Here is a 16,322-nt window from a genome sequence, read left to right as displayed (position 1 = left end):
AACTCAACCCACCCGCGCGCCGCGCGCCCCGCACCCAAACCTTAACGGTTCGCCACTCTCTGGGGCAACCAGAAAAGCCGTCATCACGAGGTCACGGAAAAAGCGTAAGTCGCACTCCCTCGCCTTCCATTGCCCACCCACCTTCATGCCGGGCAACCCGTGTGACCCTCCTCGTGGCGCGCCCCGTACCTTGCCGCGGAACCCGGGGGCGCCTTCACAATCCACCCTACACTATACCATCAACGGGAAAGAAGAGAAGGGGCGGTGCCTTCACGCGGGCCGGTTGGGGCGGCCGGCACCCATCAAACCCTGGATGAGCAGGAATGCACCCACGGCCAGCACGGCATCGCCCAGGCTGAAGGCGCACGGGCGCCAGTAGGGCGGAGGCAGGCGGAAGACATCCCCCAGGAAAGCCAGTCTGGTATGGTCCCCCATCAGGGTATGGGTGGGCACGTCCCCACTGGCCAGTGCGGGCACAAGCCGACCCAGCCCCACCGCCTGCAAGGCGGCAGCCGAGACGGGCATCCTGCCCCCGTTGGCGGCTATGACTGCCAGGTTCAAGAGCAAGCCAACCCCCACCAGTCGCATGCCCGGCAACCGGAGGTTGGAGGCCAGGGCGAACATGGCCAGGAAGTACCCCAGGACGTTCAGGAGTCCCGTCCACCACGCCGGGGCTATCCAGCCCCGCCCTCCCGCCACCTGCAGGCCGACGTGGATCAACCCCGCCACCAGCACCCACTCCAGCCGGCGGAAATCGGCCCGCGCCAGATTGCGGATGCGTCCGCCCCGCAGCTCAGCTACCAGAAAGGAGCATATAATGGCGCCTAAAAGCATTTCGCCCCCAGCACGCCTCCTCCCCTACCACCCGCCGGAACAGCCGCACCAGGCGGGGATCGAACTGAACGCCCTCGCCGCGCGAGATCTGCTCCCACGCCTCCGGCCCCGGCATGGCGCGCCGGAAGGGGCGGTCGGAAGTCATGGCCACGTACGCATCGGCCAGGGCCACCAGGCGGGCCTCCAGGGGGATATCCGTCCCCACCAGGCCATCGGGATACCCGGAACCGTCCCAGCGCTCGTGATGATGCCGGATGGCGAGCGCTGCCCCCTGCATGCGGGGGAGCCGATCGAGGATTTGCCCTCCGATCAGGGCGTGCTCCCACATCCGGAAGTAGTCGGCCGCCCGCAGGACCCCGTTGTGGCCGGCCAGGCGCTCGTCCAGGCCCACCAGGCCGATGTCCCGCAGCAAGGCCCCCAGGTATATGGCACGGACGTCCGCCTCCGGCAGGTGGAGCTTTCGCCCCATGGCCGCGGCCAGGCAGGCTCCTCTCTCTCCCTCGCCCGGGCTGAGCTGGTCGCGAGATTCCATGGTCCGCACCAGGGTATGCACGGTATCCCAGTACGCCCCCTGCACGTCGGCAAACACCAGCAGGGTATAAAGTAGCAGCATGATCAGGAGCACCACCAGGGTGGCCGCCACCGTGGTGGTGCCGTAAAAGTACAGCAGCACGTAGAGCACAAAGCCAAGGGGTAGAGCCAGCAACCAGGCCGGACCTGTCTCCGTCAGGTACCGGGTTATCTCGCGCGCCGGATTCACCCGATAGCGCAACGCGCCCGCGAGGGCTTCCAGCACACCCGTCGCCCCCGCGCAGCCCGCCCAGCAGACGAGCACCAACCACGCCCCACCGGACCATCCCGCAGCCAGGACCTCCCACCCGTCACGCAGCAGCCCCACTGCAACCATGAATCCCAACCCCTGGCGGGAGGCCGCAAAGGCGGCCTCCTGCAGAAGGGTCCTCACCTGGCCGGGCAACCGGTTGCGGCGCTGCAGGACGACGATGGCCTGCAGGCCGAAGATGGTCAGAAAAGGTACCCATCCCGCCGCCACCGGCGGCAGGTAGAGAGCGCCTGCGAAGTAAGCCACCCACTCCGCGGAGGCCACCAGCCCCCACTTCATCACCGGCAACTGGCGGGCAATCATCGCCAGGAGCGAGAGGAAAAGGACCATCACCACCCGGGACGTGGTGAGGTCATGCCGGAGCCAGACGGTGGCAGCCCCGAAAGCTGCCACCGCTCCCCAACTGTATATGGTCCAGAGGTGCCGGAACCAGCCCGCACACCTCAAGGCCCCTCGCCTCCCGACCGGGTGGCCGCCGCCTGCGCCTCCGCCTCCTCGCGGGCATGGGCTGGCGCCACCCCCACCACCTTCGCCAGCACGTCCACCAGCTGCGGGTCAAACTGCCTCCCCGCACACCTGCGCAGCTCCGCCAGCGCCTCCTCCCGGCCAAGGGCCTTCTTGTATGGCCGGTCCGAGGTGAGGGCATCGTAGGCGTCAGCCACTGCTATGATGCGTGCCCCCAGCGGAATCGCTTCTCCCTGCAACCCGGCGGGAAACCCGGCGCCGTCAAACCGCTCGTGGTGGTGCATCACCCACTTGGTCCCCTCGCCCAGCAAGCTGATCCGGTCCACGATATCCGCGCCCAGCACCGCGTGCATCTGCATCTCGCCGTACTCTCCCGGAGTGAATATCCCCGGCTTCTTCAGCACGGCGTCCCTGATGCCGATCTTGCCCACGTCGTGCAGCCTGCCCACGTGCGCCAGCAGCTCCAGCTTATCCTCGGGCAGGTGCAGCTCCCGCCCGATGGCCATAGCCAGCTCCGACACCCGATCGCAGTGCCCCCGCGTGTACGCATCCTTCGCATCCAGTGCCGACGTCAGCGCCGCCATGGTCTGCACGTACGCTTCCCGCACATCCACATACCGCTGAAACGACTGCTTGCTCACGATCAGCGGTAGCACGCCCAACACAAGGCTGATCCACCCGACCTGCAAGTACAGGACTGCCAGCACGGCGCCCAGCGGTATCAGCCCCAGAAAGCTGGGGACATCCCAGCGGTAGTTGGCTTTCCACGTCGCCCAGAACCGCACGTTGCGGAACAGGGCTGACGCCCCCACTACGAACGACACGTTCATCACATAGAACACCAACCCTGCGAGCAACAGCGCAGGTATGTCCGCGGAGAGTCTCACTGCCCCGGGGCTCCCCCCCGCCGCGATAAAGGCCACGCCCGCTCCGCACGCCGACACGGCCAGCTGCCCACGATTGAACAGCACGGTGGGCCAGGGCACCTGGCCCTTGAGGTCCCGGAGCCGCAGGGTACCAATGGCTGCCACCCAAGCCGCATGGGGAACGCCACACGCTACTAGTGCAGCGTAGATGACGGCGAAGCCGGGCGCGACCGTGGCCGGTTCCCTCGGAATTTGGGTAGGCACCAACTCCACCGTGGCCGCTAGAACTGCGAAAACCAGCACCTGGACCCAGTCGGAGGCGGTAAGGGAGAACGCCCAGTACCCCAGGCAAACGGCACCCACCAGAAACACCACGCAGGCGTATATGAAGAACTTAGGACAGGTACGGGCAAGATTCATGGACCATCACCCTGCACACAAATAGCGGGACACCGGCACCTTAACCAAACTGGTGGGTCGAACCGACGGCGAAGATCAACGTGACCAGCGCCAGGATGATCCTCAGTACGCGGCTCATTATCAAACACGGCGACCGTGCACCCGAACAGGCTCTCAATCGGGCGCACTGGGCTTGAGGTCAGTCGGTACGGTGCTGGTGTCCCTCGCAAACCTTATCCCTGCCTGTACCAGGTGAGATGGCGGTTGAGCGCACCCAGGGTGGCACGAGCGGCTGCTTCTGCTTCGTCCAGGCGCACGGGGCAGCAGCCCGCGTACACCTTTTGTTCCTCCCCCAGCAGCCCCAGGGCCGCAACCGCCAGCCTGCCGCCCGCCATTTCCACGATCCTGACGTCCACCAGGTGGAAGAGATCGGCTCCGAGCAACGTATGTACGGCCTGCAGGGCAGCCTGCGCTGCCGCACGTGCCTGTGCTCCCGGGCTGGCCGAGGCCGACGCGCCTGCCTCAACCACCTCATCGGCGAGAGACATCTCCACCTGGACGGTGCCGACGCCACCCGATACGCTGCGCGCAGTCCGGCGCAGGACGAACCGCGTGGGGGAAAGCTCGTCTTCCAGTTCGTCGCTCAACTGAGCCACCGATACGGCTTCCGATCCCACCTCCATGTCGAAGCGGCCTAACAACGCCGACTGGACGTCCCGCACGATCTGGCGGGGATTCCGTCCGGCCCTGGCCAGGACCCGGATGGCGGTGACCTTCTCGGCCTCGTCGATTTCAACCCGAGCCGCCACGACATCGCGTAGCTGCCGCACGAACCCCTCCAGGATCCGACGGCGTTCTTCGCAATTCGGGTTCATGGCCACCTTCCCGAACCCTGGCCCGCGGTTACGTCATTCGACCTTGGGGGCCACTTCTCCTTCTTTTTCCTGACCACGAACTTCTCCCCCGCTCCCCGGGTGTGGCAGGCCACTGCAATCATGCCCACAACCCCCCATTGCGGTCTGCCAGAGGTCACCTGCTCCCCGAGCATGGCAGGCCGCCTGTGCATCCACCAGCGTCTCGGCCAGAAGCCAGAGTCCTCCTGACACAAGGCAATGCCCCCCCAGCACCACGGGGATGGGACTCTCCAGGGCGCCGCGCGTGAATTCCGCCAGGGCGTCATCCTTCACCAGATCATACCTGCCCAGGTCCGACTGGAACCTGTCCCAGTCGCTGAAGTCCTTCTTCCAGTGGGCAAAGAGCACCCGGGAGTCCAGCAGCACCGCCTGACCGCATCGGGCAAGGAGAGAAAAGAACTCCCCGGCTCCCACGCGCTCGTAAAGGAACCCCAGCAGGGACACCACCTCGCCCCGCCGCTGCCGTCCCAACGCCTTCATGCCCCGCTCCTCGGAAAAAAGCCGTACGCGCAGGGGAATATTCATGTTGAGGTAGGTAACCACCGAGGGGCCCACGCGCCCTGCCACCACCAGCTCGGCGCCCGGGGTGACCATCACCCGCTGGACGCTGCGTATGCGGGAGTCATCCCAGGACAGCCCGTCCAGCACCCGCATGGTGCGCCGGCCCCCTTTGCGGGTGACACGCAGGATGAGCATGTCCGTGGGGGTGTCCAGGTCGAAGTTCACGCGTGCGGAGTTGGGTAACAGGATGCGCTCCAGGCCTAGGTCTCTCAGAGCAAACCCCATCTCATTGTCCGACTCCGGTTCCGGGATGGCCGCCAGCGCCTGCGCGGGGGTGAAAGCGATGATGTCGGGCGACTGTACGTTGTTCTGCAATACCACGTTCTTGCGCTGGCGCAACTGGCGGGCGACAAAACGCCAGTCGTCCTCTTCAAGAAGCGGTGCGGCCGGGCCCCCCAGGTAGACCACGTTGCTCAACCGGTGCCGCTCAACAATGTCCAGGAGGCGGCGTCCGAAGCGAAACTTCCGGGTCTTGAAATCCACCACCGCCCCCAGGGACGCTGCCTCGTGCGCCAGATCCGAGAAGTTGGTGCACAGAATGACCTGGTCGATCTCGCCCGCCCGGCCGATCGTCTCGATGGTGTCCAGGACCACCGCCGTGCGGGCGGCAGCCATCTCCTCCTCGATGGAGGAGCGCGGGCGCCCCCCTTCGAAGATCACCACCGAGACGGGCTGGTGGAGGAGGCCCACGTCAGAACTCCGGCTCTATCAAACCGTAGTCACCGTCGCGACGCCGGTAGACCACGCTTACCTGATCGGTTTCCGCGTTGGTGAAGACGAAGAAGTCGTGGCCGAGCAGGTCCATCTGCAGGATGGCTTCTTCCACGCTCATGGGCTTGAACGAGAACCGCTTCACCCGAACGACCCGAGGCCGATCACCTTCCTCCTCGGCGGGTCCGGCTACGGGCGCCGGCATCTCCTCCCGCACGGCCGCCTTGCGGGCCATCCGCAGCCGCCTGGTGATGCGCGTCTTGAACTTCTCGATCTGCTTCTCGAGTTTCTCCAGGACCAGATCCATGGAGGCGAAGGCGTCACCCGTCGATTCTTCCCCCCGCAGGAGGATGCCATTCACGGAGAGCGTAACTTCGACGATGTACCGGCCCCTCTCCGTGCTGATCACCGCGTGTGCGCTGACGGGGACGTCGTCGAAGAACCGCTCGATCTTGGACATCCGCTTCTCTGCATACTGGCGCAGTGCCGGAGTGACCTCCAGGTTCTTCCCCCGTACCGTGATCTCCATGCCTGTTCCCCTTTCCCGCCCACCCTCAATAAGTAGTATTAGCGGGCCGGTACCCGATTCCTCCCGGCCCGTCCTGCGGGACCCCGCCCCGGCGACTGTCACTTCACCTCGTCGAGTATCCGGGAGACCCGGCCCGCCTCCAGGGACAGCCGGTACGCCCGGCTACCCTGCAGGGCCGCCCGGGTGGTCGCCAGATCCCCTTCCACATGCTTCAACCGTTCCAATACCAGACCGTGGCACTCCCGATCCACTTCCAGAACGGCCCGAAGAAGCTCGCGCGCTTCCTCTGGCAGCTCGACCCCGTCGTCCCCGGCTTCCCCGGCCTCACCGGCGTCCCCGGCCTGGCCGGTCTCTCCGCCCGCTCGTGCCTCTCCCGGTTCTCCGGTGTCCCCGGCCTGCCCGACCTCTCCAGCCGCTCCTGCCTCGCCCGGTTCGACCTCGCCGGCCCCTGCGACCCCCCTGGCCCGACCCACGGCGGAAAGGTCATGCAGGAGAGACTGCCTCTCAGCGAGGATCTGAGGAAGATCGGCGAAGCGCCCGCCCAGGACGGCGTCCCGCTGCGCCCGCGCCAGTTCCAGCAGACGCCGGTAACGCACCAGCTCCCCGCGCATCACGGGCAATTCTCTCACCTCGCCTCCCGCCGGACGCCGTCCCAACCGCCTGAGCAGCGGCTACACCGTCGCAGCAGGTGCAGCGCGCATGGCCCGCTCCCAGGTGGCCCGTAACTCTTCGAACATCCCCCGGAGGACACCCAGCAACTCCGGATCTTTGCGCAGGTTGGCCTCCACCAGTCGGCTCCGCGCGAAGGCGTATACCCGCTCCAGCGCCTGGGCCACTTCGCCGGCGCGCATGTCGAGCGAGCAGTCCAGCTCGTCCACGATGTCCTGGACCCGTACTATATTGCGGTGCGCTTCCTCCAGATCTCCCGCCTGCGCTGCTTTCTGGGCCTGGGCGCTGAAGCGGGCCGCCCCGTCCAGCATCAGCCACACCAGCTTGGCCGGACTCGCGGTCTGCACCTGCGTCTGCCGGTAGTATCTGCTCCCCTCCTGCACCGTGGAAACGCTCACCGGTCTCCCTCCCTCGCCGTCAGTCGACGCACCTCGCCATCCCATCAGTCCCGCCGGCGTCGGACTCGCGGAGCCCCTGCCCTCACCGGGCCCGCTCACTCCACCGGCTGCAGGGCGGCCAGCTTCTGCTCCAGCCAGGCCGACTGGCTCTGCAACACGGCCATGCTCCGCTCCAGGTTGACGAACCGGTCTACCAGGCTTTGCTCCCGCAACTTGAGACGCTCCTCGAGGACCTCCATGCGATCCGCCATGTCCTCGATGAGATCGTCCAGGCCGGACTCCCGGGTGGGGATAACCCCGGTACCGGCCTGCACCCACAACCGGAAGGCATCGCGGAGTCTCTCCGCCACGCTCTTCACTGCTTGATCGGACGAGTAGAAGAGGTTCGCCACGTCGCCCGCGCGGGCAGACAGGGCTTCACCGAGCTTGGTCTCGTCGATGGCGAGAGCCCCCGTTTTGTCCGAGGTGGAGATGCCGATGTCGTACAGGCTGTCCATATCGGCAGGCAATCCGGAAACCGAGTCATACGCCAGCTGACGCAACTGGCGCTCCATCCCCTGGGCGGTGGGGTCTCCTCCCAAAGGGCCTGCGCTCTTGGGCTCGTTCGCGAGGTACATCCGCAGCTTAGACAGGGCGCCGTTGTATGCGTTCACGAAGTCCTTGATCTTGCCCACCATGCTGTCCACATCGGCCTTCACTTCCAGCGTGGCTGAGCCGGTACCCTTAAGCTCCAGCGTGACCCCCGGCACGGCGGTGGTTACCGTATTGCTCCCGCTGGTTATGGCCACGCCATCCACTGTGAGCTCGGCATCCTGCGCCGCCACCTGAACATTGGGGCTGCCGCTGACCAGTACACCCAGGTTGGTCAAGACCTGGTTGGCATCCTCGGACAGGGTCATGGCCCCGGCTGTGCCCGTGGTGTTGCTCTTCAGCACCAGGATACTCTTGGTGACGCCGCTCACAATGGTGTCTACCACGGAAGCGGTGACACCCACTCCAGCCGTGGCGTTGATTTTGTCCCGGATGCTGGCCACCCCGTCCGTCGTCACCACTGAGATGGTCTTGCCGTTGATATAGATGTCGCCGGCCAAGCTCAGGGCACCCTGGGATTGCGCCGCCGAAGCCACCACCTGAGCCTGCGCGAGCGTCTGGACGCCTATGGCGTAGGTGCCCAGGGAGGCTCCTGACGAGGCCGTACCCTTCACCACTGCCTCACTGGATGACACCGCCACCCGCGCCTGGAAGGTGCTGCTCAGCAAGAGCGGGTCCAGCTTGGTATCGACGGCCTGAAGAGCCAGCTTCAGGTCGCTCCAGGCGTTCTTAACCGTTTCCAGGCCGCTCCTCCGCTGCTCCAGGACCTGGATCGGCCGTCTCTCGACGGCCATAAGCTCATCGATGATCTTCCGCCAATCAAGCCCCGTCGCCAGCCCCGACACACTGAAGATCGGAACGCTCATGGATGCCACCCCCCCGAAAAACTCCCGCACGCAGGGCCACGCGCGTGCTGGCCATCTGAACGCAAGCGACTGCTGATCTCCAACGCCATGCGAGTAGCCTCGATAATCTCGCCCCCGGTGCAGCGGCGCGCCAGGTCGAGCACCCGCAGTCCCGCGCGATCATTGCCCGCCGCGTGATAGGAGGCGGCCAGGGAAACCCAGTATCGGGGCACCTTCGGTGATAGCCTGATGGCCTGCCGGTAGAAGGCCCGTGCATCCGCCGGCAACCCCCCTCGGGCAGCCAGCTCCCCCATCTGCCCGAGCGCGACAGCGTCAGTGGCTCCGGCACGGACACTGGCCAGAAGATGCCGGGCGGCCGCATCGTACCAGCCCCGCTGAAATAGGAGCTTGCCCAGTTCCAGATCCAACTCGGCCTCCTCCACAGGCCCCGAGGCCAGCCACTCGCACGCCCTGGCAAACCACATCTCCCGCCCCGCGTCCAGCAACGTGGTCAGCGGAACAGCTACGTCATGCCAGGAGAGCCTGCTGCCAACGTGCCCCGGGTGGGCGGGGTCGGCGGCGCCCCCTCCGTTACCGGCTAAAGGCAGCACTTTATCACCGGTTGAGTCGCTCTCGGCCACCACATCGACCAGCAGCCGACATGCTTCCGCAGCATTGGCGTTGATGCCCTGCAGCAGGCGGATGTCTTCGTACGCCGCATCAAGGTCACCGGCCAGCACCTCGAGGAGGGTCTTGCGCTGCCAGAGAGGGACCAGCTGGGTCGGCAGCAACTCTCGCCGGACTTCGGGATCCATCAGCTGGCGGTATGCTTTCACGGCTCCCGCGATGTCGCCATTTTCCACCCTGTGCTCGGCGGTCTCCCAGAGAGCCGCTGCGCCAGGTGCGTGCTTAGCCAAAGCTGAGGCCACGGCGCCTCCCAGTCGCTCGACCATTTCCCTGGCTGCCAGCCTGTAGCTTTCGGCAGCCTCGTCAAACCGGCCCAACCCCAGGTAGCTTTCCACCATCGCCATGCGAGCCAGAAAGCTCCCCGCACCTACCTGCGTCATGTAGAAAGCGGGAGCCTCTCCCTTCTCAACGCACGCCTCCAAGACGGTTAGAGCTTCCCGATAACGTCGGCTACGGTTGAGGCCGATACCCCGCAGCAAAGCAAGGTCAACATAGTCCGGATAAACCTGCTCGCCCAACTCCAGAAGAGCCAGGGCTTCCTCGTGCCTTTGGTCTTCCAACAGGCAGGCCGCCAGGTTTTTCAGCAAGACAGGGGCATACGACACGTTAAGGCCAGGCAGGAGGCGGAATGACCGCTGAAACGCCTTGATCGCCCTCTGACGGTCACCCCGGCGTACGTATTCCATCCCCAAGTTGAAGTGAGCAAAGCCATTGCGTGGGTCTTCCTCCACCTGTCGGCGAACGATGGCCATGTTGCGCTCGCTCTTGTCGCGGGCCGCCACCACGGCTCCCAAGTAACCGTAGTGGAGGATCGATGCCCCGGGCAACGGCCTAACGTGACCGCCAGTTCTGGCGATACACGGGGCGATTTGCTCGTGCAAGTACCCCTCATACCTGTACTCAGGGCGCCGGCGGAACAGCCTTGCGGAGCTGTGGGCCAAAGCTCCCGAGATCAGGACTTCCCCGGTCACGTTAATGATGTCCACCAGGAAAGCATCTACCACCGGATTCAGAATCGCCCTGCGAATGGCCGACTGAGAGGATTGCGCCAGCCGCTCATCGGCATCCAGCACGAGCACCCAATCCGTCGAAAGGTGTTCTAGAGAAACGTTGCGGGCTTCCGCGAAGTCGTCCCGCCACTCCTGCTTCACCACCTTGGCGCCCATCTGCTCCGCCACGGCGACCGTGTTGTCGCGCGAACCGGTATCCACCACCACCATCTCGTCCACGACCGGCTTTACGGTCGCCAGGCACTGGCGCACATTCTCTTCCTCGTCACGGACGATCATGGCCAAACCCAGAGTTGAAGTCCGGGGAACACGGCTCCGGTGCCAAGCAAGCCCCCGGAGAAGCGCCCGCTCAAGTGTCTCACCGTCAAGCTCCAACGGACCGCCGTGCACCCCTGCACCATTCACTGCGCAGACGTACACGGGGCCGCCCCCGCCTGCGCCTCCGATATAGGAGGCAACCAGACCCGAAGTTGTCAACACCGCCACCGGTGCGCCTCTCAGCGCTTCTATCAGCTTTGCCCGGGCGGCCAGCCCGTTGACCGGAGAAGCATCGAAGGACACGAAAAGGAAAGGCGCCGCGGTCCCCACGTCAGTTGCGACGGCCACATGCGAATGATGCGTGGCAACCACGGCATCGCACCCGGCGAGAAGCTCAAGGACCGGCGCGGAGACCAGGCGTTCCACTTTGTGCCATTCCACACCGGGCGGAGCCCACGCGGGCTGACCACCCATCGTAACCACCAGGACCTGATGCCCCCGGGCAGCGAGCACGGCGCACTGAGCAAGTACCACGGACCCCAGGGACTCCTCCGCCGCATCCTTCTCCGTAAGGTACGCTACCCGCACTGCCCCGCCCTCCCATAGTTGTGGCCGGCCGGCGGTGCCGGCCGGCCACCACAGGACCTGACAGACTCTCAGGCCACCGCGACCCCTAGACGCTAACCGAGCAGCTTCAGCACCGCCTGAGGAGCCAGGTTGGCCTGAGCCAGCATGGCCGTACCCGCCTGCTGCAGGATCTGCAACTTGGTGTAGTCCATCATCTCTGCCGCCATATCGACGTCGCGAATGCGTGAGTGGGCGGCCTGCAGGTTCTCGGAAGCCACGCCCAGGTTGGCAATGGTATGCTCCAGCCTGTTCTGCATGGCACCCAGGTTGGCCCGCACGTTGGACACGAACTCGATAGCATCGTCCAGGCTCACTATGGCCTGGCTTGCATTCTCTGCAGTGCTCACGTCGAGGCCAGTAAGTGTCATCGCGGCGCTGTCGGCCGTAGCGATCGTGAGTGTGACGATCTGGTTGGCGTTGGCGCCCACCTGGAAACTCAAGGCGGTCGTGGCCACCGACCCGTTGAGCAGCTTCCTGGTGTTGAACTCGGTAGTGCCGGCTATGCGGTCGATTTCCGCCAGAAGGTTGGTGATCTCCTCCTGAATGGCCTGCCTGTCGCTGTCGGTGAGCGTGTCATTGGCAGCCTGTACTGCGAGCTCTCGCATCCGTTGCAGGATACCGTGCGACTCCTGTAGGGCACCCTCAGCCGTCTGCACCAGCGAGATGGCGTCCTGGGCGTTCCTGCTGGCCTGGTTAAGGCCGTTCACCTGGCTCAAGACCTTCTCCGCGATGGCCAGCCCCGCGGCGTCATCCGAGGCCCGGTTGATGCGCATGCCCGACGACAGGCGCTCCATCGATTTCGCGAGTCGAGCGGATACGGTGGTCAGATGCCTGTGGGCGTTGAGGGCCTCGATGTTGCTGTTGATTCTCAGACCCATGTCCTCAGCGTCCTCCCTGAATGTTGGCGGGACTTCCCTGTCTCCGCGCCCGCTCCCAGCTCCGGCCGGTGGCCGCCCGGCACGGAAGGTAGTGCGCACTCCAGGTTAGTGATCGGGTGAAAACCGTGCTGGGTTAAGCGCAAGACAGGAGCTCGGGCGGTATCATCTGCCGCAACGCGTCCGGGGAAACGCCGGGCGGTTCGGGCAGTCCATAAAGCGCAGCCTGGTACCTGTGCAGGCCCTCTTCCAGCTCCCCCGATGGTACGTACGCGGAGGCGGCCCGGAACGCCCGGCACAAGTCTTCCCACCCGAGCCCGTCGTCGCAAATGACAACGTCGGCGATCTGGTTGGGCTCAAAACCCGCATGCTCTATCTCCTCGGTTACGGCCCGGACGACCGACTTCATGGATTCTACCTCGGTCGGGTCCGCCCGGAGCACCAGACAAACGCGATCCTCCGGCGCAAACGCACGACAGAAACTGCGCAAGATCACAGGCCACCGCGAGGAGGGGTCGGACCAATCCGGGAACACCAGAAAGCTGAAGGCGTCCCGTGGCCACAAGGGCAGGGGCTCTCCGTTGGACCTCAGGGCCTGCCTCAAATCCAGGGGAACGTACAGGAGTTCCTGATCGGCCCGTGACAGGATCTCGTCCGCGCAGCATCCGGGTGGTGAGGCGGGGTCGATTCCCCACTTTCGGCAGAAACGCTGCCAGTTGCGCTGCATGAGCGCGCTGTAATCCACCCTCTGGCCGATGAAGGTCTGATGCCCGAAGTGGTGGATGAAGACGTCATCCGCGATGGAGACGCTGTATCCGGCCATCCGGGCCCGCAAGCAGTAGTCGTCGTCCTCGAAGTTACCGATTCCGAAACGCGGGTCAAATCCGCCCAGCCTCTGGAGAACCTCTCGCTTAACGAGCATGCACAGGCCGGTAATCCTGTCCACGTATCGCCGCCGACCGTAATTCGTTCTCTGCCACCTGTGCGCAAAGTCAGCCAGCCCGGCGAGATCGGACCCGTAAGAGGTCCGGGCAACAAGCTGTAATCCCGCCACCCAGTTCGAGCGAGGCCCGACTATGCCTGTCTGGGAATCGGCCTGGGCATGGGCGATAAGCCGCGGCAACCAGCCTTCTGTCACAACCGTATCGTTGTTCAACAGCACCGCGTACTCGCCCCGCGCAAGGGCCATGCCCTGGTTACACCCGACCCCGAAGCCCAGGTTGTCCTTGTTCGTCACCACCCGCACATTCTCATAAGTAGCAGCCAGGTCGCAGAGGTAGCGGGCGGTTCCGTCCCTGGATCCGTTGTCCACCACTATCAGTTCAAAGGGCCAGTCGGTGTGGGCGAAGATACTTTCGATACAGGCCCGGGTGTAGCCGACCCCGTTGCAACACGGCAAGACGATGCTGGCCAGCTCGCGGGGCAGAGGACACGAAGCATCGCCAGGATAGCAACCCAGGATCAGGTACTGGTAGTCGTAGGCTTCCTGCACCAAACGGTGAGCTCTCACTCCAGCGCGTTGCAGTTCCTCCACCCAGGAAGGCGGCACGCCACCGCCCTCCTGTTTTGAAACTGCCTCGACGCGCAGCACCCTCCATCCCGCCTGCTCGAACATGTCCCTGATCGTGCTTTTTGTGAAAAACCGGAGATGGGTGCGATCCAGAAGCCCTTCATCCTGGTAATGCCATTCCCCCTCAATGAGCCCCCGGATTATCGACCAGTGGGATATGTTGGGTACGCTTGCCACAAAAGCCGCCCCCGGCTGCATAGCCTCACCCAGTCTTTTCAGGGTTAGCCAGGGATCTCGCAGGTGCTCGAGGATATCTGCCAGGATCACACAGTCGAAATGCCGCCGGGGCAGCCGGTCAACCACGTCCTCCACATCTCCCACGAGAACACGGTCCAGTGCCTGGGCTGCGACCTCCGCCACCTGGGGAACCACTTCCACGCCCGTGACCTCACGGCCCGGAACGGACGCTTTCAACTCGGCTCCCACCCGTCCCCACCCGCAACCCACATCGAGTATGCATCTGGCATGGCTGGGCACCAACCTTCGTACTTCCGGCCTGCTACTCCCGTAGTAGGCAGCCTCCACCATCTATCACCCCTGTCAGTATCGGCCCGGGCGTAGGAGACGATATAGTGCAAGGGGAAACACGTGAAGTACGAGGTCTCGATTATCATCCCTACCTATAACAAGGTCAACTACACCAGACGCTGCCTTGAGGCGTTGGCAACATACACTCCGGGCGATCTCTACGAGGTAATTATCGTGGATAACGGATCGACCGACGCCACGCGTGGCTTCCTCAAGAGCCTGGAGGGCGACGTTAGGCTTCTCCTCAACCCGCTCAACCAGGGATTCGCCCGAGCCTGCAACGCAGGCGCAGAAGTAGCACAGGGCAGGTTGCTGCTTTTTCTGAACAACGATACCGAACCCCTGCCAGGCTGGCTGAACAACCTCCTCGCAGTAGCTGCGGCGGAGCCACAAATCGGAGCAGTAGGCTGCAAGCTGTTGTTTCCCGATGATACCGTTCAGCATGCCGGAGTCGTGGTAGGCCTAGACCCCATAACCGGGCAACTCCACCCCTACCACCTCTACTATCGATTTGACGGGCTGGATCCACTGGTAAACAGGCAACGTGATCTGCAGGCGGTAACCGGAGCCTGTCTCCTCATCCCGAAAGACCTGTTCTCCGAACTGGGTGGCTTCGATGAGCGATACTACAACGGCTACGAGGATGTCGACCTCTGCTTTCGGGTCCGACAAGAGGGCCACCGGGTGATCTATACCCCCCGCGCCAAACTCATCCACCACGAGTCCATCAGCGGACCGGAGCGATTCCGCAAGTCGAGGGAGAACCTCGAGATTCTGAACTCGAGATGGCTCGGTCGCATACCCCCGGACGAAACTCGCATCTATGTCGAAGACGGCCTGGTGGTGCGCTACGAAGAGCACCAAGGTACTCTGAGCAAGTCCATCGATCATTTGCGAGCGGTCCCGGTGGTAGTTCCCGCGGGCTCCGCCTCCGCGGACACCCATCGGGGCCAGGTCGCCGGCGGGCATTTCCCGCAAATGAAGCTGATCGTCCTCGACGAGAGTCCGCCCGCCAGGAATCTGGGTGCCACCCTCTCGAAGATCTCCAGCGCATGCGATGGAGTCCTGTTCTGGGGCAGGCCGGGCAGCGTGGACGGCGGCTTATTGGTCGAGCTTCTGGCCAACCTTACCCTGGCCCCCTACGTCGGTGCGGTCAAGGGCCCGGATGCCTTTCTCCTCCGGCCGGAACTGGCAGGTCCAGTCGCGGATATCTTCCTCACAGAAAACTGGGAGGAACGCATGGGTCGGCGGGTCGAAAGTTGGGGTTACAGGGTGTTAGCCCTCGACCGCTCCGGTCGCAAACCGGCGTAAGAGGTACCGGCTGACGGCGTCTTCCCAGCGGGGAAGCAGGTGGCCAACGGTCTCCTTGAGCGGAAACGGGTCAAGCACGGAGTTGCGCGGCCTGCGAGCCGGTCGGGAAAACGCATCGCTTGACGCCGGCACCACCTTGACCCGGAGGCCGGCAAGGCGGACGGCCAGGCAGGCCAGCTGGTACCAGGTCGCGGACCCCGAATTGGTGATGTGGTAGGTGCCGTAAGCCCTGGTGCGGACCAGCTCCACAAGGGCACTGGCCAGGTCCTCTGTGAATGTGGGGCACCCCCGCTGGTCGTCCACCACGGGGATTAGTTCCCGGTCACGGCCCAGTTCCAGGACGGTATCAACAAAGTTGCGCCCGCCCGGGCCAAAGAGCCAGCTCGTACGCACGATGTAAGAACACTTGAGGAGAGATCGGACGTAGTTTTCCCCGCAGGCCTTGCTCTTGCCATACGCGTTGATTGGGTCACAGGGGTCCCGCACATTATACGGCTCTCCCTTGCTGCCCGAAAAAACGTAGTCGGTGCTGATGTGAACCAGCTCCACACCGAGATCCAGACTGGCGGTGGCCAGGTTTTGCGGCCCAAGGGCATTTACGGTCATGGCCTTCTCGGGCTCCGATTCCGCTCGATCTACGTCGGTGTAGGCGGCACAGTTGATCACCAGGCGCGGTCTCACTTCAGCGGTTACCCTTCGAACAGCACCAACGTCGGTCACGTCGAGAGCAGCGTGATCCAGCGGGATAACCTCAAAGCCCGCATCGTGGAACGCGGCCACCACCGCCCGACCGAGCATACCGCCCGCGCCCGTCACCGTCACCCTATCCAAGC

The 16,322-nt window shown here is 64.4% G+C and carries 14 protein-coding genes; 1 reads left to right on the top strand and 13 read right to left on the bottom strand.

What is annotated here, in order from left to right; genetic code table 11:
* Positions 1-270: 270 nt before the first annotated feature.
* The 12 genes from QME70_06820 to QME70_06765 all read right to left on the bottom strand — a co-directional run bounded on the left by QME70_06820 (position 271) and on the right by QME70_06765 (position 14,178).
* On the bottom strand, positions 271-834 hold the full coding sequence (locus tag QME70_06820; GenBank protein ID MDI6894306.1) for a DUF5317 domain-containing protein: 564 nt from the start codon (positions 832-834) through the stop codon (positions 271-273).
* A complete protein-coding gene (locus QME70_06815) occupies positions 794-2,122 on the bottom strand; it encodes an HD domain-containing phosphohydrolase (GenBank protein MDI6894305.1) in 1,329 nt (442 codons plus the stop codon). The genes QME70_06820 and QME70_06815 overlap by 41 nt, the downstream gene beginning before the upstream one ends.
* Positions 2,119-3,426, bottom strand: a complete 1,308-nt coding sequence (locus tag QME70_06810; GenBank protein MDI6894304.1) for an HD-GYP domain-containing protein — start codon at positions 3,424-3,426, stop codon at positions 2,119-2,121. The genes QME70_06815 and QME70_06810 overlap by 4 nt, the downstream gene beginning before the upstream one ends.
* Positions 3,427-3,638: 212 nt before the next feature.
* Complete coding sequence (locus tag QME70_06805; GenBank protein ID MDI6894303.1) at positions 3,639-4,280, bottom strand: hypothetical protein; 642 nt, start codon at positions 4,278-4,280, stop codon at positions 3,639-3,641.
* 33 nt (positions 4,281-4,313) lie between these two features.
* On the bottom strand, positions 4,314-5,570 hold the full coding sequence (locus QME70_06800) for a hypothetical protein (protein MDI6894302.1): 1,257 nt from the start codon (positions 5,568-5,570) through the stop codon (positions 4,314-4,316).
* A gap of 1 nt (position 5,571) precedes the next feature.
* Complete coding sequence (raiA, locus tag QME70_06795; protein MDI6894301.1) at positions 5,572-6,120, bottom strand: ribosome-associated translation inhibitor RaiA; 549 nt, start codon at positions 6,118-6,120, stop codon at positions 5,572-5,574.
* Between the two features lie 98 nt (positions 6,121-6,218).
* A complete protein-coding gene (locus QME70_06790; GenBank protein MDI6894300.1) occupies positions 6,219-6,749 on the bottom strand; it encodes a collagen-like protein in 531 nt (176 codons plus the stop codon).
* A gap of 42 nt (positions 6,750-6,791) precedes the next feature.
* Complete coding sequence (gene fliS / locus QME70_06785; protein ID MDI6894299.1) at positions 6,792-7,187, bottom strand: flagellar export chaperone FliS; 396 nt, start codon at positions 7,185-7,187, stop codon at positions 6,792-6,794.
* Positions 7,188-7,282: 95 nt separating this feature from the next.
* Positions 7,283-8,644: a flagellar filament capping protein FliD gene (gene fliD, locus QME70_06780; protein ID MDI6894298.1), complete on the bottom strand. Its 1,362-nt coding sequence runs from the start codon at positions 8,642-8,644 to the stop codon at positions 7,283-7,285.
* Complete coding sequence (locus tag QME70_06775) at positions 8,641-11,166, bottom strand: glycosyltransferase (GenBank protein ID MDI6894297.1); 2,526 nt, start codon at positions 11,164-11,166, stop codon at positions 8,641-8,643. The genes fliD and QME70_06775 overlap by 4 nt, the downstream gene beginning before the upstream one ends.
* A 92-nt stretch (positions 11,167-11,258) precedes the next feature.
* Positions 11,259-12,077: a flagellin gene (locus QME70_06770; protein MDI6894296.1), complete on the bottom strand. Its 819-nt coding sequence runs from the start codon at positions 12,075-12,077 to the stop codon at positions 11,259-11,261.
* 139 nt (positions 12,078-12,216) lie between these two features.
* A complete protein-coding gene (locus QME70_06765; protein ID MDI6894295.1) occupies positions 12,217-14,178 on the bottom strand; it encodes a glycosyltransferase in 1,962 nt (653 codons plus the stop codon).
* Positions 14,179-14,238: 60 nt separating this feature from the next.
* On the opposite strand from QME70_06765, the gene QME70_06760 reads away from it, so the two are divergent.
* Positions 14,239-15,489, top strand: coding sequence for a glycosyltransferase family 2 protein (locus tag QME70_06760; protein ID MDI6894294.1), 1,251 nt, complete (start codon positions 14,239-14,241; stop codon positions 15,487-15,489).
* Here QME70_06760 and rfbD read toward each other — a convergent pair.
* Positions 15,454-16,320: a dTDP-4-dehydrorhamnose reductase gene (gene rfbD, locus QME70_06755; protein ID MDI6894293.1), complete on the bottom strand. Its 867-nt coding sequence runs from the start codon at positions 16,318-16,320 to the stop codon at positions 15,454-15,456. The two genes, QME70_06760 and rfbD, sit on opposite strands and share 36 nt — an antisense overlap.
* Between the last annotated feature and the right edge of the window lie 2 nt (positions 16,321-16,322).

Source organism: Bacillota bacterium (assembly GCA_030019365.1).
Lineage (GTDB): Bacteria > Bacillota > Sulfobacillia > JACIYH01 > JACIYH01 > JACIYH01.
Note: the sequence above shows the minus strand (reverse complement) of the source record. Positions and strands in the feature narration are given on the sequence as shown.